We start from the raw sequence: 17,317 nt of genomic DNA, 5'->3' as shown, positions 1-17,317 counted from the left end.
ATGGAAGGCAGTACCCCGGGCTCCGTGATTGTCCAGGACCGTTTTCAACAGTTCGATATGCGCCGTTGGCGGGTGGAGGCCGAATGCCCCGATGACTCCACGGTGACGGTGCAGCGCGGCGGGCTGGTCATGGACACCAGCGCCGGCATGACCCTGTGGCTGACCCAGCGGCTGGCCGGTGCCTACCGCATCGCGTTTCGCCGACAGGTGCTGGTGGAAGGGAAGGCCAACGACAGGCTGTCGGACTTCAACTGCTTCTGGGCCGCCCACGAGATGAATGGAAGCGGGTTGTCCGTGCGCGACGGCGTGCTGGAAAGCTATGACTCGCTGGCCACCTGGTACGTGGGCATGGGCGGCAACGGCAATACCACCACGCGCTTTCGCCGCTACGACGGCAGTGTGCGCCGGCCATTGCTGGGCGAATGGCTGGATGAAGGGCACCTGCTCAAGGCGGGGCACGCTTATCAGGTCGTGATCGAAGTCACCGCTGACGGCACCGGCTTCAGTGTCGACGGTGAACGGGTGTTCCACCAGGCGCTGGCAGGCTTGCCTGCGCCGGGTTACTTCGGTTTCCGCTCGGTGTGGTCCCGCCAGCGGATCACGGACTTCAGTGTGCAAGCCCTGTAAGTACATCCCGCAGCCGGTCGCTGCCATCGCTTGGCAGCGGCGGCAGGCCGGCTTCCACGGCCTGCATGGCCCGGTCAGCTTCCAGGAAGGCTTCGATCAGCGTCTGCGCCAGGTAAGACAGCTTGTAGCCAGCGCGGCTGACGATGCCGTAGTGGGTGTAGAACTCCGCTGCCTGCGGGTCCAGCCCACGCACCTTGAGCAGTTTGAGGCCCTGCTGCAGATAAGGGTTGCTGCGGCTGACGTTGGTGGTGCCTATGGCATCGGAATGCTGGATCACGGCCACCAGGCTATAGCCATTGTCGCACTCGATGCTGGTCTGGAAGTCAGGTCGGCCGCTGAGTTCCACCAGCGCTTTGCGCAGGTTGGGCGGGCGCACGGTGCCGGCCAGGGGGTAGCTGAAGAGTTGCTCCACGCTGACCTCATCGAACTGCGCCAGCGGGTGGCCGCTGCGGCAGCAAAACCCCCAGCGGTGGGGGCTGAGCAGTTGCACCCGGTAGTCGGGGTCGAATTCGAAATGGCGGGCGTCGGCGACGAAGAACTCGCATTCCTCGGCCAGCAACCGTTGCCCCAGCGCCTGCCAGTTGTCCACGTGGAAGCGCAGGCGCACCTTCGGCAGCTGGCGGGTGAAGTGGCCGATGGCCTGGGGCATCAGCCAGGCAGCCGGCGCAGGGCCGCAGCCGAACGACAGCTCACCGGCCTCGCGCTCGTTGAACTGGCGCACTTCATTGATCAGGTTGTGGGCGTTGCCCACCAGCAGCCGCGCGTGCTCCAGCACGATCAGGCCTTTCTTGCTGGGTTCCAGGTTACGGTTGCGATCGATCAGCCGTGCGCCGAAGCTTTGTTCCAGCGCCTGGATACTGCGGCTGAAGGCCGACTGGGAGATATTGACCGACTGGGCGGCGAGGCCGAAGTTGCGAAATTCGACCAGGGCAATGAAGTGGCGAAGCTGGCGCAGATCCAGGTGCATGGTGACACGGGTTCCAGAGGCCGAGAGGGCGGTTACTGTGCCCGTTTCCCGGCGCCGGGGGAAAGAACCAAAAAACCGCGCACCGGCGGTTTTGGCATAAGTGCGCGGCCCGGCGTAGCAGCGGACTCGTCTTCGCCGGAGGTGCAGATCAACAAATCAGAAGGAGACAGGGATTGGTCAACCGAAGTATGCTTTCCATGGACTCGCCCTCGCTGTCGTTGGCTGTTTAGACTGCCACCGTGGCGCATTGACGCCTTGGCTTGGGCGAGTCCATTGAATTACACGGACCCGGCGCGGCATCAGCCCTACCGCCCGCACCGCCGACGCGGCCAGGTCCGCTGCTACGCGGACTTGGGCCGCGTCCCGAACGCCGCGCAACATCAGGCCCACCACCCGCACCGCCGACGCGTACGGAGTAGCAGCGGACCCGGCCGCGTCCCGAACGCCGCGCAACATCAGGCCCACCGCCCGCACCGCCGACGCGTACGGAGTAGCAGCGGACCCGGCCGCGTCCCAAACGCCGCGCAACATCAGGCCCACCGCCCGCACCGCCGACGCGTACGGGGTAGCAGCGGACCCGGCCGCGTCCCAAACGCCGCGCAACATCAGGCCACCGCGTGCCCCGTCGACAGGGGGAAGAGCTAGAACAATTTGGCCAGCCGCAGGTTCAGGCGGGCCTTTTCCTTGAAGCCTTGCTCTACCTCGAGGTCTCGCCCGGCTTCGACTTGCATCTGCAGCGACGCGGTGAGCATGTGGGTAACCATCACCCGCGCATAAGTGGTGTCGGTGGTGTCATCCTGGTCCACGCCCGCGACCGACGTCTTGCCGCCCTGTATCCGCCCACCTCCCGCTGCCACCTGCGTGGCGGGCGAAAGGTTGTAGCGCAGGTAGGCCTGGTATTCGTAGCGCGCCTGCTGCTTCAACGTCACGCCGCCGCTGGTGTAGTCGTGGTTGGGCCCGAACCAGGACACGTCCGCCGCCGTGTCCAGCGCCCACTGTGCATCGAAGTGGTGAATGTAGGCGCCCTGCAGCAGCACCCGCCAGCGGTTCTCACCCAGGTTCAGGGCATCATCGCGATCGTAGCTGCCGGTGGGCACATAGACGTAGGGCGCCAGCGACACAATGTCCTTGTTCGCAGTGTTCAGCCGCCACTTCACCGGCGCGCCCAGGATCAGGTCGCCGGTGCCAGTGGTCTGGCCCAGCGCGCTGGCGTCGCCACTGGCGTGAAGGTGACCGTACGGCAGAATGGCCTGGGGTTCGACCACCAAGTCGTCGGCCAGGCCGATGGAGTGGATGTAGCGCAGCAGGCTAACGTCGGTCTTGAGCCGGAAGTTGTCCGAGACCTTGTGGCCTTGCTGGTAGAAGTCGCTGTTGTCGGCGTGTTGGAAGTACAGCAGCAGCGCACTGGCGCCCACGGGCAACGGCTCGTAGTCGCCGGCGGTGATTTCCAGGGCCTGGGCGTTGCTGGCGCCGCAGGCCAGGGCCAGCAGGCCCAGGTGGCGGGGGGCGCGGGTGAACAGGTTCATGGTCGAACTCCTGGCGTGACAAGGCCTGCGCTGGCCGGGCCAGCGCAACCGGGTAAATGAGTGAGCGGTGCGGTCAGCGCGAGAGCAGGCCGCTGCCGGGGTGGCAATTGACGTATTCGAAAAACTGCGCGCTGGCCGGTATGACCGCCACTTCGTGATACAGCCGCAGCTGAATCTGGAAGTTGAGGGTTTGCACGTAGTTCATGAACCCGCCGAAGATCGCCACATGCGTGGGGTGGGTCTTGGCCCAGCGTTCCAGGTGGGCGAGATCATCGAACCAGGCCAGGCCAAAGCTTTTATCGATGGGCAGCCCGCTGCGGTCCACCGCCTGCATGAACCTGCAACTCAGGCAGCCTATGTCGCCGCCCTGGTCGCGCAGGAAGGTCATGCCGGTTTCCAGCACCGGGCGCACATCATTCAAATACAGCCGACGCTCCTCGCCACGGGTGTCGCTCCAGTCCTGGCCGGAGCGGATCAGGCACAGGTTGTCGCGGCCCGGCAGGCGTACCCGTTTGCCGTGGGGCGGCGGCACGCTGGCCGGCGCACGCCCCGGCAGTGGATCGACCTGGGCAATGGGCAAGCGATCGCGGGCGCTGCCCCAGTAGCCATGTTCCAGAATCGGCGCGCTGACGTGGCTGGCCAGATGGCCGATGCCTTCGGCGCGGTCCGGGGACGAAAACACCGTCTCGAAACGCTCGGCGGTAGGGCACACCACTTCCATGAACCAGCCCAGCGGGCCGCGCTCGCGGGCTTCGTGTTGCCACCAGGCGGTAAACCCGCAGGTCTGCTGCCAGCGGGCGAAGGCCTGGACGTCAGCCCAGTAGGCGATGGCGATACCGGTATGGAAGCCCTGGGCGTCCACACATTCGGCCCCATCCCAGAACAGCGGGCCGTCGGCCATGGAAAACCGCTCGGTGATCGGCGCCAGGTCGCTGAGGGCGATGCCATCACGGCCTTGCACGCCGAAACAGGCCATCACCACCTGGCCGGTCAAGGGGCTGAAGCGCGACGACCAAGCCGGGAAGGGCGGCTGATAGTGGGCAGGCGTGGTGGCCGGGCACTGACGTTGCTGACGCAGGTGGTCGGGGATCGCTGATTCCATCTCACGCCTCCTGTGCGCCGGTGGGGGCGTCGTTGGCTGGCTCCAGGGTGTCGAACGCTGGCGGGCGGAAGTCCACCACGCAGGGATTGGCCGTGCGGTTGAGCATCAGCCGGGTGACATCGGGACGCGAGTAGTGCCCGGCAGGGTCGGCGGCCACCTTGGCGTAGATCAGCGCCGCGGGGTCCAGGGTGGCGTACAGCAGGCCTTCTTCATCCTCGGCCAGCGGTGTCGCCAGCTCGCTGCCATCGGGGCCAAAGATTCGCGCATGGCCACCCCCGGGTTGCAGCAGCTGGCGCTTGGCGTCGGTGTCGCACAGCGACTCGATCATCTGCGGCGACACCAGGGCACAAGGGGCGAGCACAAAGCACTGGCCTTCAGCGGCGTACACCCGTGAGGCCGCGATGTTCACCTCCGGGCCCAGGGCTGCCGTCGCGTGGCGGTACAGGCTGAAACTCGGCCAGGCCCCTACGTGAATCTGCTCGTTCTGGGCGTACAGGGCGTATTTGGACAGCGGTTGCAGGTGCTCCCAGCAGCACAGGGCCCCCAGCGTGCCCAGCGTGGTGTCGAAGGTGCGCAGCGAACTGCCGTCGCTCTCACCGAACAGGGTGCGTTCTACATGAGTGGCCTTGAGCTTGCGGCGCACCCCCACGGTTTGCCCTTGGTCATCGATGATCCACTGGCCGATGTACAAGCTGGCATTGGCCCGTTCGCTGTAGCCCAGGACCACATGGATGCCGTGTTCGCGGGCCGCGTCGCTGATGCGCCGGGCCTCGGCGCTGTCGAGTACCAGCGATTGCTCGTGGTAGCGGTGCACCAACGGCAGGTACGCGGCCGGTGCGTCGAGCCACAGGAACCACGGGTAGCCCGGAATCCAGGTTTCCGGAAAGGCGATCAGCGCCGCACCCTCGGCGGCGGCCTGGGCTATCAGGGCAATGGTCTTGTCTACCGTGGCGTGTAGGTCCAGGAACACAGGGGCAGCTTGCACACAGGCGACTTTTATCGGTTTTTGCATGGTGAGGCTCTCGGCTGTTTCGGTTGAGCACAGCCTAGGGCCCCCCGGTGGCGAGGCAGTAGGCCCCGCGGGAACTGAAAATTGACTGCCCCGGCACCCGCTCGTCTGACGGAGCAGGAATTGCATCAAAACCGCCCGTATCGAGGTTGATCGAGGTTGTTGACCATGAGTATTCAGTTCACGACGGACAGCGTGGCGCCCCGGGAGCGCCTGGCCTACTGGCAGGAAGTGGTGTGCGACACCTTTGTGCCGCTGGAGTGTCGGCTGGGTTCGCCGGAGGCGTTCGAGGGCCATTTGCAGGCTGTACGGCTGGGCGAATTGTCGCTGGTGGAGGTGCGCGCACAGGCGCAAACCGTTGTGCGAGACCGCCGCGCCATCGCCCATGGCGATGCCGAGTACGTGCTGCTCAGCCTGGCCCGTGAAGGCCGGGCAGGGGTGGAGCAGGAAGGGCGTGAAGCGTGCCTGCAGGTGGGTGATTTTGCGATCTACGATACGCGCCGGCCTTATCGGCTGCACTTCGATGGGGCGTTTCGCCAGACCGTGGTGCAGATCCCGCGCGCCAGCTTGCAGCGGCGGTTGGGTAACCTTGAGTACCTGACGGCCCTGCCCATGTCACGAAACCACCCACTGCAGCGCCTGGCAGCCGACTTCCTGCTGGGCCTGGGTGCCCTGGAAGACCAGCTGCCGAGCGCCCAGCAGGTGTGCCTGGGCGAGCAGGGCCTGGACCTGTTGGCCATGGCCCTGTTCCAGCGGGGCCAGGAGCAAGGCGCGGTGGCCGGCAGTGCACGCTGCACGGCGTTGCTGTTGCGCATCAAGGACTACGTGAAGGCCCACCTGGGCGACGCGGAGCTGAACGTGGCTGCGGTCAGCGCCTGCTTCGGCGTCACCCCGCGCTACGTCAATCGCCTGTTTCAGCAAGAGCAGACCTCCTTTGGCCGTTACCTGCTGCTCAGCCGTCTACAACGCTGCGCCCGTGACCTGCGCGACCCGGCACTGGCAGCCCGGCAGATCAGTGAAATCGCCTACCGCTGGGGGTTCGTCGACATGGCGCATTTCAGCCGCGCGTTCCGCACACGTTTCGAGACAACGCCGCGCGAATACCGTCGCGGTTGAGGCAGGGCGGGCGTGTGGAGGGCGCCGTTTGGGAAACTTTCCGGGCGCGGTAGGGGTCAAGCCTTGCATCGGCCCGGGCTTTTTCCGCATTCCCTCGCCCGGCGCAACCAGAGGCTGACTGCATGACTTCGACCCCTGCGCTCAACACCCTGACCGGCCATAACGGCCTGATCGCCATCGACAAGATCGGCAACAAGGTCCTGTTCCTCGACCCCGTCACCTACCGGCCGCTGCGGGCCCTCGAAGGTTTTACGCCGCGTGTCCATGAGCTGGCCATTTCCCCGGACCGGCGCATGGCCTATGTGCCTATTTACGGCGATGGCAAGCATGGCGACAACCCTCACCCAGGCCATGAGCTGGCGGTCATCGACCTGCACACCCGCAGCCACGCGCGCACCCTGAGTGTCGCCCCGTTCAAGGCGCCGCACTGCTTGCGGTGGGGGCCCCAGGGCCAGCTCTACTGCCTGTGTGAAAACAGCGGTGTGGTGCTGGAGATGGACGCCGAGAGCGGGCGCATTCTGCACGCCATCAAAACCGGCTCCAGCAATGCCCACCGCATGGAGCTGCTGCCCGACGGTTCGAAGCTCTACACCGAGAATGAGGAAGACGCGTTCGTGTCGGTGATCGACCTGCGGGCCCGTCGCCGAATCAAGGACATTGACGTGCAAGGCCCCCTGGATGGCATTGGCCTGTCACCGGATGGCCGCACCCTGGTGCTGGTGTCCGACGCCTCGGCGCAGCTCTTCATCGTCGATACCGACACCGACCGGGTGACCCGCACCATTGATCTGCAGGGCTTTCGCAAGCCTGCGCAAATCGCTCGCTTCAGCCCCGATGGCCGCTATCTGGTCGTTACCAGCCACGAAGAGCCACTGGCCGCGGTGCTGCCGGCCAGCCTGGAGGCGCAGCAGGTGGTGCGTTTGCAGAAAGGCCCGATGGACATGGCGTTCCACGAAGATGGCCACACGGTGCTGATCGCCAACCATGATGCGGGCTCCATCAGTGTGGTGGACCTGGCGTCGGCGCAGGTGGTACGAACCCTGGCCTGTGGCAAAGGGGTGGAGACGCTGTCGTTCTACTGAAAAACAGGCATTAAGGTAGAGCAAACCAGCATTGGCCCGGGAGCACAATGTGTGGGTACCCTGCCAGCATCCTTGTTTGCACATGACCAGGCCCAGGGAGGCACGCCATGATGATCTACGATGTGTTCGGCAAGTTACTGGGGGTACGCAAGGCGGGCGAACATTGGCAGGTGTTCCGCGTGGATACCGGCGAAGGCAAGCATTCGCGGATGCACGAGGTGGTGATTCCCGACTTCGTCACCGAAGGCGAGATCGCCGCTTGGCTGGACGATATCTACCACGAGTCCGCGCGGGGGCCGCACCGGGAGGTGAAGCGCTTGCAATAGCCCTCGCCTGAAACAGCGGCGGGCCCTTCACCCGGGCTCTGTCATGAGACCGGGTGAAGGGCCCGCCGGCCGAACGTTTCGAACGGTCAGAAATAGTACGGGAATTTCAGGCTGAAGGTGAAGTCCGGGGCATCGTCGGTGATGCCGATGGACAGGTTGGGCACGATGGTCAGCGAGTCGCTGGCGGCGATGGTCATGCCGATGTTGAAGTAGCCGGCGTTGGCGTCGCTGGCCGGCACGCCCTGCCAGTCGCCACCGTCCTGCTTGATTTTGCTGCGCCGCTGAATGAGGTCGGTCAGCGAGAACGACATGCTCATCTTCTCGTTGAGGGCGAAGGCCACGCCCGCGCCGATCTGGAAGCTGTCGCCCAGGTCTACCTTGCCGCCGATGGAGCTGCCCACGTTGGGGTCGATGTCGTCGAAGGTGTTCTCGAAGTTGTGGGTGTAGGCAAAGCTGCCGAACAGCACCGCCGGGTCGAAACTCTTGATCAGCGATATGCCAGGGGTTATGGACCACACCCCGTTGCCGGTGGGCAGGGTTTCAGGCACGGCCAGGTTGTCGTTGGTGCTCGACCGAATCAACTTGATACCGTAGGGATCCTTGCCGGTAGGCGCCTTGACCCGCAGGCTGACCACGGCGTCGGGCCGGTAGGGGCCTTCGTCCATGAATTTGTAGGCCACGCCCGCATTGATGTCGCCGATGGTCGGGTCGCGGCTGACCGACTCCTGGGAAATCTTGGTGCTGTCGCCCCCCACGCCGCCGGACTGGTACTCCGAGTCGCGATAAATGACCGGCACGTTGAGGTCGAACTGCCAACGGTTGTTGATGTTGTAGCGCCCGGTCACGTCCAGGGTCCAGGTGTCGGCCTTGATGCGGTCGACGTTGAGGTCGCCGAGGAAAATCGAGTCCAGCGCCAGGAAACCGTTGAGCACCAACTGGCGGGTGTCGTAGTGCGAATAGGTGATGCCGGTCTCCAGGCTGAACTTGCCGCCGCCGAAGAACCCGGTGTTCTCGTCATACAGGTTGTTGACGCTCTGGGCCGGGGCCTGGTCGTCCTTGAGCGACTGCCCGTAGGACGCCCCGCCCGCCGCCCCGCCACTGGCCTGGGCGGCGCTGGTGCCCGGGGCGCCGGTGGCGAGGGTCTGGGCCTTGCTGGGCTCGGCCGGGGATTTGCTCAACCGTTTGGGCGGCGGCGCGGCGGGGGCTTCTTCCACCTGCCGGACCCGTTGCTCCAAGACCATCAAGGCTTGCTGCTGTTGATCGTAACGCTGTTTGAGTTGCGCCAGCTCCTGTTTCAGTTCCTCGACCTGGGGGTCGGGGGCGGCCTGCACGAGCGTCGCTGGAAGTAGCGCGCTCAAGCAGACCACAGCGTTGAACGAAAGCGATCGTTGCATGGTGAGCCGTCCCTTGTGACTGCATTTATTTTGAGACGAAGCGTAGTCCAGTTTTTCCCTCCAGGGGGTTCAGTAGCCCATGTTGCGCAGCCCCTTGAGCTGGCTCAGGCCGGCGTCGATGGAACCGGAGGCGGGCAACTTGTTGCCCAGCACCACGTTGAGCTGGGTCAGGTTGGTGACCTGGTTGGTGCTGCCGGTCAGTGCGGTCAATTGCGAAAGCCCGCCCTGGCCCAGGGACTGCAGGGTAGTGCCCTGGTTGTTGTTGGCCTGGATCGACAATTGCACGCCATTGCCGTTGCTGGCCACGGTGAGGCTGCCCGCGCCATTGCTGCCGGTGATGGAGCTGCCCGGGGCCAGCACCTGGCCCTGTGGCGCCGTAACGGCAGGGGCCTGGCTGGCCTGGGTCACGCTGAGGTCGACGTTGTTGTAGGCCGTGTTGTTGTCGCCGGCGGCGCGCACCGACTGGGTCACGCCCTGGGTGGCGGTGAGCCCCGCGCCACCGGTGATCACGCCTTGGCCGGGGTTCTGTGCCAGGTTGGCGGTGCCGGTCCCTTTCTGGTTGACCATCTGCACGTAGAATTGCGGCTTGATGGTGCTGGCCTGTACTTGCAGATTGGCGTTGGCACCAATGATGTCGCCGTTGGCGTTCTGCCAGGTGGTGGACATCACCACGCCGAAGCTGATGATGCGGCCGGGCATGACGAAGCGGCCCCGCAATGTCGACAGTTCGGCGTCCTTGACCTCTATCGGTTGGAATGCCGGGCTGGCGTGCACCGGCACACTGGCGGTCAGGCACAGGGCCAACAGCCATTGCTGAGTATTCATCGGATGCTCCTGGGGCTTCGTGCCCCTTTTTTATTTAGAAAAAATCACTCTGGATGAAGCCGAAGTCCATGAGATCCGCGTCTTGCACGGGCTTGAACTGATCCAGCTGGCCCTTGGCGGTCAATGGCAGGGGGGGCGCGAGCAAGGCATTGGTCTTGTCGTAACCCTGGCCAATGACGGCGAAAATGATGCCGTTCCAGCCTTTTTCAAAGTCTTGGCGGGTGTAGCGCTTGTGCCCTAGCACGGGGTCACCCACGTAGACCCAGTCGCGCTGCACGCGCTGCATCACGACAAAATGCTTGTAGCCACGAATGTCCATCAGGACCACCACCGGGATGGTGATCTTGTCCAGGCTGTCGGCGGGTATGCGGTAACCACGGGCACGCATGCCGATGCTTTCCACGTACTTCTTCATGTCCAGCATCGAGAAGCCCTGCACCTTGACGGTGTCCTGGTCGGAATGGGCGAGCATGCCTTCGATGACCGTTTTCTCGTCGACGTCCAGCCAATACGCTTGGCGCAGCACCGTCGCCAGTGCGGCGGCGCCGCAACTGAAGTCGGTTTTCTGTTCGACCAGATCGGAAAAGTGCCGCTCACGCATACTCTGCACGGGCTTGTAGATCACCGTGCCTCCGGGCAACGCCGGTACGGACATGTGGGCGCCCCAGGCAGGGCCGGCCAACAGCAGCAGTAACGGGAGGAGGGCAGGAACGCGCATGGTCGAGTCGCCTTGCTGGGGGGGGTGAAAAAGGGCCCCCAGGCGGGGGCCCTCAAGGCCGTCCGGGTTACATGCAGGCTTTGCAGCCGGCAGCGATGGACAGCGAGTTGCTTTGTTGGTTGCCGACGCCTGCGGACACGTTGGCACCGACGTTACCCGACACGTTGTTGAGCGAGTTGGAGACCGAGGCGCTGTTGTTCACAGGGTTGGCCCAGCCAGTAGGGGTCAGCACTTGATACGACGCTACGCCGTTGAGCTCGACACTGCCGCTTTCCTTGAAGGCCAGTGGTTGACTGGAGCTCTGGTGACCACCGCGGTTGTCCTGGCCGCTGTGGGAGTCGTTCCCGCCGACGGTGCCGGTACCCGTGCCCTTGTAGGAACCGGTGGCGTGGTAGGTCGCGTACAGGGTGTCTTTGCTGTAGGTGCGGTCGGCGACGTTGCCCACGGTGTTGCCGCTGGAGGTCTGGTCGGCCGAGGCGCTGGCGCCGGCTACGCGGCCGCCGGACACGGCAATGGCCAGGTTGTTTTTCTGTTGGTTGTAGTCGCCTGAGGTGACGTTGATGCCGATGTTGCCCGAACTGCCGTTGGCGGTGCCGGTCAGGCTGGTCTTGGCGGTGGTGGAGTAGTTGGCCACGGTGTTGCTGGTGTTGGACTGGGTGGCCGTGGTTTGTGCATAGGCGCTGCCGAAGATGAAGCTTTCGTCGGCGGTGGCGATCGCGGCGGCGTTGTCTTGTTGGTTGGCGTCACCGCCAGCCACGTTCACGCCCAGGTTGCCGTTGGAGTTGGCGGCCGAGGAGTCGATGGTGGCCGAGTTCTTGGTGCCCTCGTTGAGCACCGCGTTGCCAGAGCTGTGCTGGGCGTCGGACACCACGGCAGCCGCGCCGGCGGTCAGTTGAATCTGAAGCATGGGATCGGGTTGCTGTTGATGTCCACCATGGTGAGGGTCACCGTGACCGCCCTGGTTGCGATCGTCGCCGGCGTGAGCGGCGACAGCCATGACGGCAGCGAGGGCGAATACAAGAGGCTTGAGTGCCAGTGCAGGTTTCATGGTGTTTCTCCGTGCTTATTTTAGTTAAGTGTTGTTTCTATTTAGGAGGGTCAATCAGCGACCCTTACGCTCAGGGTGTTGCCCATGCGGTTCCCCACCCCGGCGCTCTGGTTCAGCTGGATCAGCCCGCGGCTACCGGTGAAGGCCTGGTCATCGGTGTTGACCTGGCGGTTGCCGAGCGGGGAGCCTGCTGAGTCGGAGCCTTTCGCCAGCGCCACGTTCTGTTGGGACAGGGCGCTGTCGTCAATGCTGAGCGGCTGAGTGCTGGTGGTCAGGCGCATGGCATTGGCTTGTTGGTTGGTGGCCCCGGCGGACTGGTTGATGCCCAGTGCGCCGCTGCCGTTGGTGAATGAGTTGCCCTGGATCGAGGCACGCGCGTTCATGGCCGGGTTGACCGTGGCGCTGGACACTTGCCTGATCTGGGTGGTGGCGCTGACCTGGCCGCCGCTGGCGATGGCGCGGGCATTGGCCTGCTGTTGCAGGTCGCCGGCGGCCTGGTTGAGGTTCAGGTTGCCGACGTAGCCTTGGGCAGTGCTGTCCATGACGGCAGTGTTGACCACTGGCACGTTGCTGTCGGCAAAGGCGTTGCAACTGGTCAGCAGGGCAAGGGCGAGCAGGGCGCGCTTCATGTCATTGGCCCCCGCTGAGCATGCGCAGGGGCGCCAGGCCCTGAGTCAGGGCCGAATTGACCGTGTTGGAGATACCGTTGCCCGACCCGCCACCGTGGCCCGCGGCCATGCCCGGCAGTGGGGCGCTGGCGGTGCTGCTCAGGCCGCGCAGGTTGCCATCGGGCATCAACAGGCGGTTGATGCTGTTGCCGCTGCTGATGCCGGCGATATCGCCATCGCTGAGCTCGGTATTGACGGCCCCGGTCACCACTTTCGAGACGTTGGTATTGACCGTCAGGGGGTTGGGGTCTGGGCGCATGGTGGGGTGGTAGGCCACGCGAGGCTGCACCAGACGCTGAAGCACGATGGTGCCATCGCCGGCCGCCTGGGCAGTCAGGCTGTAGCAGCACCCCATCAGCAGCAGGCAAGCAATGCCTGTATGAGTTGTCCCGTTCATGGCCATCCCTCTTGTTGTTTTCGCCGGCCTTGTTGGCGTTGCGAAGGACAGAGCAGGGCGTGTGCCAGTTTTCATCGCGCCATGTGAATCAAGGGGTTAACACCCTGTGGCGTTGAAGGCGGGCGGCGACTGTAACAGCGCTGAGACAGCAAAAGCGTACTGCCGGATACGAACAGTGGCCAGTGGCCGGCCCGCACGTGGATCCCGGTGTAACGCTGCATTAACAGCGTTGGTCACGATCCCGACGTGGGGCGTAGTGGCGAGGGTTTGAGCGGGGTGCAGTGTTTCAGAAATGGACAGTCGGCGTGCTCGGGGCCAGCAGCGCGTGCACGGCGTCGATCGCGCTGGTACCGCGGCAGGCCCAATCGCCGTGCAGTATTTTCGTGGGTTTGCCGTGGGTCTCCAGCCAGTCCCGGGCCTGGCGGAAAAATGCCTGGCGGTCAGCCAGCTGCGGTTGGCAGCGCTGGCCATCCCCTTGCCACGGCACGCCGTCGGGCGACAGCAACAGGTGCAGGTCGTAGTGGCGCTCCAGCAGGGCCGCTTCGATCCAGGCCGGACAGTCGCCGAACAGCGTGCGGCTCCATAGCAGGTTGCTCAACAGGTGGGTGTCCAACAGCAACAAGCCGGGGCGTTGGGCCCGTGCCGTGTCTTCCCAGGCCAATTGCCCGCGGGCGATGGCGGATATGTCCGCATAGCACGTGTCACGGTTGTGGGTATCAATGAAATGGCGGACGTATTCGCCCACGATCACGCCGCCGAACCGGGCGTGCAGGGCGTGGGCCAGGGCACTTTTGCCGCTGGATTCGGGGCCGGTCAACACCACGATTTTCATGGCTGCGGGGGGCTTGCGGGCAGGGCGATGGGGAACATTATCGAATTCCGTGGGACAAACGAGGCGATTGTAACCGGCCATGGGAGTGGCCGGCGCTTTGCATGCCCGGTGATACACGAAAATGGCGGGATTTCATCGTATTGTCAGGGGGCGGTGCCAGACTGGTCTGATAGCATTTCGCCGCCCCTCTGGTCATTTCGTTTCGAATCGTTGATTTCACAAAGTTTTCACGGTTTGCAACCGATCTTTGGCGCGCCTTGCTGTGATCGTGGTGAACACGACTATAAAGAAAACAGGAGCCTGCCTATGAGCAGCGCTTCACTTGGGGGAATTTGATGGATGTTTGGACCGCCTTTCAGGCACTGATTCTGGGAATTGTCGAGGGGCTGACGGAGTTCCTGCCCATTTCCAGCACCGGCCACCAGATTATCGTGGCCGATTTGCTCGATTTTGGCGGGGAGCGGGCGATGGCCTTCAACATCATCATTCAGTTGGGGGCGATCCTGGCGGTGGTGTGGGAGTTTCGTCGCAAGATACTCGAGATCGTCACCGGGTTGCCTACGCGGCCCCAGGCGCGGCGTTTTACCGCCAACCTGGTGATCGCCTTCCTGCCCGCCGTGGTGCTGGGGGTGATTTTCGCCGACCTGATCCATGAGTACCTGTTCAACCCCATTACCGTGGCCGTGGCCCTGGTAGCGGGCGGGATCATCATGCTCTGGGCCGAGGAACGCGAGCATGTGGTGCGCATCGAGCACGTAGATGACATGCGCTGGCCCGATGCACTGAAAATCGGTTTTGCCCAGTGCCTGGCGATGATTCCGGGCACCTCCCGTTCCGGGTCCACCATCATCGGCGGCCTGGTGTTCGGCCTGTCGCGCAAGGCGGCTACCGAGTTCTCGTTCTTCCTGGCCATGCCGACCATGGTAGGCGCCGCAGTGTACTCGGGGTTCAAATACCGGCACCTGTTCCAGGCCAGTGACCTGCCGGTGTTCGCCCTGGGCTTCGTCACGGCGTTCGTGTTTGCCATGATCGCCGTCAAGGGCCTGCTGAAGTTCATCGCCAACCACACCTACGACCTGTTTGCCTGGTACCGCATCGGGTTCGGCATGCTGATCCTGGCGACCTGGTGGTTTGGCTGGATCGACTGGGACCATGTCCAGCCGTAGCGCTGGCGCCGCCAGGGCGTCGGCTGGTCAGCGCGGGCCAGGGGTGCGCTACCTCAAGCTCAAGCTGGCGGTGTGGGTGTTGCTGTGCGCATTGCCGATGGCCGGCGTGGTGCTGCAGTTCATGCGCGGCGGCCGGCCGGTGGTGCTGCTGGTGTACGTACTGCTCAGCCTGATCGCGGCAGGTTTGTACTGGCGCGACAAGCATCAGGCCCGCACCGAGGGCCGGCGCACGCCGGAAAAGGTGCTGCACCTGGTGGAACTGCTGGGCGGATGGCCCGGGGCGCTGGTGGCCCAGCAGCTGTTTCGGCACAAGACCCGCAAGGTCAGCTACCAGGTGGTGTTCTGGCTGATCGTGCTGGTGCATCAGGCCGCGTGGGCCTACCTCTTCAGCCGGCACGCGTTGTAGGCAGGCGCCCACAGGAGTGGCCTGCGGTGCTGGGCTTGCGCTGTGGGACCGGGCGAAGCTCGGGAAGGGTACACCGTGGTCTGCCTGCCGCACCGCGTGGTCGGCTTCCCGGCCCTACAGGTCCAGCAGCATCCCCACCTGCGCCTTCTTCGGTAACCGTCGCACCACCAGTTGATGTGACCGGCGCAGCAAGTCCTGTACTTCCTCATCGCCTACCGGCAACGGCAACGCCAGGCTGACCCAGCCAGCCCGCGCGAGGTACGGCGCCGGGCGGATGCCCGGACGGTCGACGTAACCCAGGAACAGGTCCTTGTCGACCTTCAGGGACAGGCTGTCACCGGCCAGGCCAAACACCGCGAACATCTTGGTGTGCGCGACGGACAACACGCGGATGCCGCCCCACTTGTAATCCTCCCGGGCACCCGGCAGGCCCAGGCAGAAATCGGCCAGTTGCTGTTCATTCATCATATGTAGCGTTCTCCGCATTCTTCCAGGCTTTTGACCAGGTGGTCGATCCAGGCGCGCACGGCCGGCAGCACGCCGCGCCGGTGCGGGTACACCGCTTGCAGCCAACCATTGCTCAAAGACCAGTCAGGCAGCAACTGCACCAGTTCACCGCTGGCCAGTTCCGCCTCACAGTGCATGATCGGCAGCAGGGTAAAGCCCAGCCCGGCGATGGCGGTGGCCTTGCGCACCACGAAATCCTCAATGCCCAGGCGTGCTTCCAGCACCAGGTCGCGCTTGTTGCCCTGCTCGTCCAACAGGCGCAGGTGGACCATGCGGTCTGCCTCCAGGGCACCCAGCACGGGCAGGGCCACCAGGTCGTCGGGGCTGGCGATGGTGTTTCCCGCCAGCAGCGCAGGGCTGGCCACCAGCACCGTGCGCGCCTCGCGCAGGCGGCGGGTGACCAGGCCCGGGTCTTCATCACCCGGCTCGCGCACGCGCAGCGCCACGTCGATGCCTTCGGTGATCAGGTCCACGCGACGGTTGAGCAGCACCATGTCCAACTGCACATGGGGGTAGTCGCGCAGGAAGCTGCTGATGACCTTGGGCAGGAACTCGTGGGCCAGGCCCACTGGGCACGACACGCGCAGGCGGCCGCGCGGTTCGCTGGACAGGCTGGCGACCACCTCGTCCGCCATTTCCGCTTCCAGCAACATGGCCTGGCAATGGCGCAAATAACGTTCACCCACGCTGGTGAGCTTCAGTTGCCGGGTTGTACGTTGCAGCAGGCGGGCCCCAAGGCGGTCTTCCAGTTCGGCGATACGTCGGGACAAACGCGACTTGGGCACCCCCAACTGGCGGCCGGCCGCAGCGAAGCCTTGGGCTTCCACCACCTTGGCAAAATAATAGAGGTCATTGAGGTCCTGCATGGCCGCGCTCTTATCGTCTCATGAGTGGGACAATCTAACGCAAACGCGCCGACTAATCATCCATTCCATATCCCGGTAGGATGATCCCCATTCCAGCTGCCCCGGCGGCCTCTTTCAATAGGAGACACTCCATGAAACTGTTGCACATCGATTCCAGCATCCTCGGCGACAATTCGGCTTCCCGTCAGCTGAGCCAGGCCGTGGTTCAATCCTTCGCCGGCGCCGACGTGACCTACCGTGACCTGGCCGCTGACGCCCTGACTCACTTCTCCTCGGCCACCCTGGCGGGCGGCGAAGTGGAAGCCAAGCTGTCGGCCGACACCTTGAGCGAATTCCTGGCCGCCGACGTCGTGGTGATCGGCGCGCCGATGTACAACTTCTCGATCCCGACCCAACTGAAAGCCTGGATCGACCGTATCTGCGTCGCCGGCACCACGTTCCGCTACACCGAAGCTGGCCCTGAAGGCCTGTGCGGTGGCAAGAAAGTGGTGATCGTTTCCACCTCCGGCGGTATCCACGCTGGCCAGCCAAGCGGCGTGGCCCACGAAGAGTTCCTGAAAGTGCTGCTGGGCTTCATCGGCATCACCGACATCGAAATCGTCCGTGCCGAAGGCCTGGCCTACGGTGAAGAAGTCCGCGCCAAGGCGCTGGCCGGCGCCCAGGCTAAGATCGATTCGAAACTGTTCGCAGCCTGATAGCACAAAATAAGCTGAACTCGCGCCGCCCGGGGCTGCT

Annotated in this window: 20 protein-coding genes; 7 read left to right on the top strand and 13 right to left on the bottom strand. The window is 64.4% G+C overall.

The window, feature by feature from the left end:
* Window positions 1-627, top strand: coding sequence for a DUF6250 domain-containing protein (locus HWQ56_RS17290; RefSeq protein WP_176571276.1), 627 nt, complete (start codon window positions 1-3; stop codon window positions 625-627).
* Here the strand turns inward: HWQ56_RS17290 and HWQ56_RS17285 are convergent.
* The 4 genes from HWQ56_RS17285 to HWQ56_RS17270 all read right to left on the bottom strand — a co-directional run bounded on the left by HWQ56_RS17285 (window position 608) and on the right by HWQ56_RS17270 (window position 5,234).
* A complete protein-coding gene (locus tag HWQ56_RS17285) occupies window positions 608-1,594 on the bottom strand; it encodes a LysR family transcriptional regulator (RefSeq protein WP_176571275.1) in 987 nt (328 codons plus the stop codon). The two genes, HWQ56_RS17290 and HWQ56_RS17285, sit on opposite strands and share 20 nt — an antisense overlap.
* Window positions 1,595-2,235: 641 nt before the next feature.
* Window positions 2,236-3,120 (bottom strand): transporter, encoded by an 885-nt coding sequence (locus tag HWQ56_RS17280; protein WP_176571274.1) that lies wholly within the window; start codon window positions 3,118-3,120, stop codon window positions 2,236-2,238.
* Between the two features lie 73 nt (window positions 3,121-3,193).
* Window positions 3,194-4,222: a phenylacetaldoxime dehydratase family protein gene (locus tag HWQ56_RS17275; protein WP_158153318.1), complete on the bottom strand. Its 1,029-nt coding sequence runs from the start codon at window positions 4,220-4,222 to the stop codon at window positions 3,194-3,196.
* Between the two features lies 1 nt (window position 4,223).
* Window positions 4,224-5,234: a nitrilase gene (locus tag HWQ56_RS17270; RefSeq protein ID WP_158153319.1), complete on the bottom strand. Its 1,011-nt coding sequence runs from the start codon at window positions 5,232-5,234 to the stop codon at window positions 4,224-4,226.
* Between the two features lie 165 nt (window positions 5,235-5,399).
* Here HWQ56_RS17270 and HWQ56_RS17265 point away from each other — a divergent pair, with 165 nt between their 5' ends.
* From HWQ56_RS17265 to HWQ56_RS17255, 3 genes are all read left to right on the top strand, one after another.
* Window positions 5,400-6,347 carry an AraC-like ligand-binding domain-containing protein gene (locus HWQ56_RS17265; protein ID WP_158153320.1) on the top strand — a complete coding sequence of 316 codons (948 nt, stop codon included), beginning with the start codon at window positions 5,400-5,402 and terminating at the stop codon, window positions 6,345-6,347.
* Between the two features lie 122 nt (window positions 6,348-6,469).
* On the top strand, window positions 6,470-7,429 hold the full coding sequence (locus tag HWQ56_RS17260) for a beta-propeller fold lactonase family protein (protein WP_176571273.1): 960 nt from the start codon (window positions 6,470-6,472) through the stop codon (window positions 7,427-7,429).
* Window positions 7,430-7,536: 107 nt separating this feature from the next.
* The gene (locus tag HWQ56_RS17255) at window positions 7,537-7,755 is read left to right on the top strand and encodes a DUF7661 family protein (RefSeq protein ID WP_158153322.1); all 219 of its coding nucleotides are present in this window, start codon (window positions 7,537-7,539) and stop codon (window positions 7,753-7,755) included.
* 86 nt (window positions 7,756-7,841) lie between these two features.
* On the opposite strand, the gene HWQ56_RS17250 is transcribed toward HWQ56_RS17255, so the two are convergent.
* The 7 genes from HWQ56_RS17250 to HWQ56_RS17220 all read right to left on the bottom strand — a co-directional run bounded on the left by HWQ56_RS17250 (window position 7,842) and on the right by HWQ56_RS17220 (window position 13,637).
* Window positions 7,842-9,149, bottom strand: a complete 1,308-nt coding sequence (locus HWQ56_RS17250) for a coiled-coil domain-containing protein (RefSeq protein ID WP_158153323.1) — start codon at window positions 9,147-9,149, stop codon at window positions 7,842-7,844.
* A gap of 69 nt (window positions 9,150-9,218) precedes the next feature.
* Window positions 9,219-9,974 (bottom strand): hypothetical protein, encoded by a 756-nt coding sequence (locus HWQ56_RS17245; protein WP_158153324.1) that lies wholly within the window; start codon window positions 9,972-9,974, stop codon window positions 9,219-9,221.
* Between the two features lie 34 nt (window positions 9,975-10,008).
* Window positions 10,009-10,692, bottom strand: coding sequence for a C39 family peptidase (locus tag HWQ56_RS17240; RefSeq protein ID WP_158153325.1), 684 nt, complete (start codon window positions 10,690-10,692; stop codon window positions 10,009-10,011).
* Window positions 10,693-10,759: 67 nt separating this feature from the next.
* Entirely contained in the window at window positions 10,760-11,740 is a 981-nt protein-coding gene (locus HWQ56_RS17235) for a heme utilization protein (RefSeq protein ID WP_158153326.1), read from the bottom strand.
* A gap of 50 nt (window positions 11,741-11,790) precedes the next feature.
* A complete protein-coding gene (locus HWQ56_RS17230; protein ID WP_176571272.1) occupies window positions 11,791-12,369 on the bottom strand; it encodes an adhesin in 579 nt (192 codons plus the stop codon).
* 1 nt (window position 12,370) lies between these two features.
* The gene (locus HWQ56_RS17225; protein ID WP_176571271.1) at window positions 12,371-12,811 is read right to left on the bottom strand and encodes a hypothetical protein; all 441 of its coding nucleotides are present in this window, start codon (window positions 12,809-12,811) and stop codon (window positions 12,371-12,373) included.
* A gap of 280 nt (window positions 12,812-13,091) precedes the next feature.
* The gene (locus HWQ56_RS17220) at window positions 13,092-13,637 is read right to left on the bottom strand and encodes an AAA family ATPase (RefSeq protein ID WP_176571270.1); all 546 of its coding nucleotides are present in this window, start codon (window positions 13,635-13,637) and stop codon (window positions 13,092-13,094) included.
* A gap of 335 nt (window positions 13,638-13,972) precedes the next feature.
* On the opposite strand from HWQ56_RS17220, the gene HWQ56_RS17215 reads away from it, so the two are divergent.
* Window positions 13,973-14,803 carry an undecaprenyl-diphosphate phosphatase gene (locus tag HWQ56_RS17215; protein ID WP_158153330.1) on the top strand — a complete coding sequence of 277 codons (831 nt, stop codon included), beginning with the start codon at window positions 13,973-13,975 and terminating at the stop codon, window positions 14,801-14,803.
* Entirely contained in the window at window positions 14,790-15,209 is a 420-nt protein-coding gene (locus HWQ56_RS17210) for a DUF1294 domain-containing protein (protein WP_158153331.1), read from the top strand. The genes HWQ56_RS17215 and HWQ56_RS17210 overlap by 14 nt, the downstream gene beginning before the upstream one ends.
* Window positions 15,210-15,323: 114 nt before the next feature.
* Here the strand turns inward: HWQ56_RS17210 and HWQ56_RS17205 are convergent, their stop codons facing one another.
* Window positions 15,324-15,674, bottom strand: a complete 351-nt coding sequence (locus tag HWQ56_RS17205; protein ID WP_158153335.1) for an MmcQ/YjbR family DNA-binding protein — start codon at window positions 15,672-15,674, stop codon at window positions 15,324-15,326.
* Window positions 15,674-16,582 carry a LysR substrate-binding domain-containing protein gene (locus tag HWQ56_RS17200; protein WP_158153332.1) on the bottom strand — a complete coding sequence of 303 codons (909 nt, stop codon included), beginning with the start codon at window positions 16,580-16,582 and terminating at the stop codon, window positions 15,674-15,676. The genes HWQ56_RS17205 and HWQ56_RS17200 overlap by 1 nt, the downstream gene beginning before the upstream one ends.
* 131 nt (window positions 16,583-16,713) lie before the next feature.
* On the opposite strand from HWQ56_RS17200, the gene HWQ56_RS17195 reads away from it, so the two are divergent.
* Entirely contained in the window at window positions 16,714-17,277 is a 564-nt protein-coding gene (locus HWQ56_RS17195; protein ID WP_158153333.1) for an FMN-dependent NADH-azoreductase, read from the top strand.
* The last annotated feature ends 40 nt before the right edge of the window (window positions 17,278-17,317 follow it).

Origin of the sequence: Pseudomonas eucalypticola, from assembly GCF_013374995.1 — a bacterium.
Taxonomy (GTDB): Bacteria; Pseudomonadota; Gammaproteobacteria; order Pseudomonadales; family Pseudomonadaceae; genus Aquipseudomonas; species Aquipseudomonas eucalypticola.
This window is presented reverse-complemented; position numbering and strand designations above follow the sequence as displayed.

Bases quoted from the DNA above. Each gene is read 5' to 3' on its own strand.
- HWQ56_RS17250 (WP_158153323.1), bottom strand. From the start codon at position 9,149: ATGCAACGATCGCTTTCGTTCAACGCTGTGGTCTGCTTGAGCGCGCTA.
- HWQ56_RS17225 (WP_176571271.1), bottom strand. From the start codon at position 12,811: ATGGCCATGAACGGGACAACTCATACAGGCATTGCTTGCCTGCTGCTG.
- HWQ56_RS17195 (WP_158153333.1), top strand. From the start codon at position 16,714: ATGAAACTGTTGCACATCGATTCCAGCATCCTCGGCGACAATTCGGCT.
- HWQ56_RS17265 (WP_158153320.1), top strand. From the start codon at position 5,400: ATGAGTATTCAGTTCACGACGGACAGCGTGGCGCCCCGGGAGCGCCTG.
- HWQ56_RS17235 (WP_158153326.1), bottom strand. From the start codon at position 11,740: ATGAAACCTGCACTGGCACTCAAGCCTCTTGTATTCGCCCTCGCTGCC.
- HWQ56_RS17280 (WP_176571274.1), bottom strand. From the start codon at position 3,120: ATGAACCTGTTCACCCGCGCCCCCCGCCACCTGGGCCTGCTGGCCCTG.
- HWQ56_RS17240 (WP_158153325.1), bottom strand. From the start codon at position 10,692: ATGCGCGTTCCTGCCCTCCTCCCGTTACTGCTGCTGTTGGCCGGCCCT.
- HWQ56_RS17255 (WP_158153322.1), top strand. From the start codon at position 7,537: ATGATGATCTACGATGTGTTCGGCAAGTTACTGGGGGTACGCAAGGCG.
- HWQ56_RS17245 (WP_158153324.1), bottom strand. From the start codon at position 9,974: ATGAATACTCAGCAATGGCTGTTGGCCCTGTGCCTGACCGCCAGTGTG.
- HWQ56_RS17230 (WP_176571272.1), bottom strand. From the start codon at position 12,369: ATGAAGCGCGCCCTGCTCGCCCTTGCCCTGCTGACCAGTTGCAACGCC.
- HWQ56_RS17275 (WP_158153318.1), bottom strand. From the start codon at position 4,222: ATGGAATCAGCGATCCCCGACCACCTGCGTCAGCAACGTCAGTGCCCG.
- HWQ56_RS17200 (WP_158153332.1), bottom strand. From the start codon at position 16,582: ATGCAGGACCTCAATGACCTCTATTATTTTGCCAAGGTGGTGGAAGCC.
- HWQ56_RS17260 (WP_176571273.1), top strand. From the start codon at position 6,470: ATGACTTCGACCCCTGCGCTCAACACCCTGACCGGCCATAACGGCCTG.
- HWQ56_RS17205 (WP_158153335.1), bottom strand. From the start codon at position 15,674: ATGAATGAACAGCAACTGGCCGATTTCTGCCTGGGCCTGCCGGGTGCC.
- HWQ56_RS17285 (WP_176571275.1), bottom strand. From the start codon at position 1,594: ATGCACCTGGATCTGCGCCAGCTTCGCCACTTCATTGCCCTGGTCGAA.
- HWQ56_RS17210 (WP_158153331.1), top strand. From the start codon at position 14,790: ATGTCCAGCCGTAGCGCTGGCGCCGCCAGGGCGTCGGCTGGTCAGCGC.
- HWQ56_RS17290 (WP_176571276.1), top strand. From the start codon at position 1: ATGGAAGGCAGTACCCCGGGCTCCGTGATTGTCCAGGACCGTTTTCAA.
- HWQ56_RS17270 (WP_158153319.1), bottom strand. From the start codon at position 5,234: ATGCAAAAACCGATAAAAGTCGCCTGTGTGCAAGCTGCCCCTGTGTTC.
- HWQ56_RS17215 (WP_158153330.1), top strand. From the start codon at position 13,973: ATGGATGTTTGGACCGCCTTTCAGGCACTGATTCTGGGAATTGTCGAG.
- HWQ56_RS17220 (WP_176571270.1), bottom strand. From the start codon at position 13,637: ATGAAAATCGTGGTGTTGACCGGCCCCGAATCCAGCGGCAAAAGTGCC.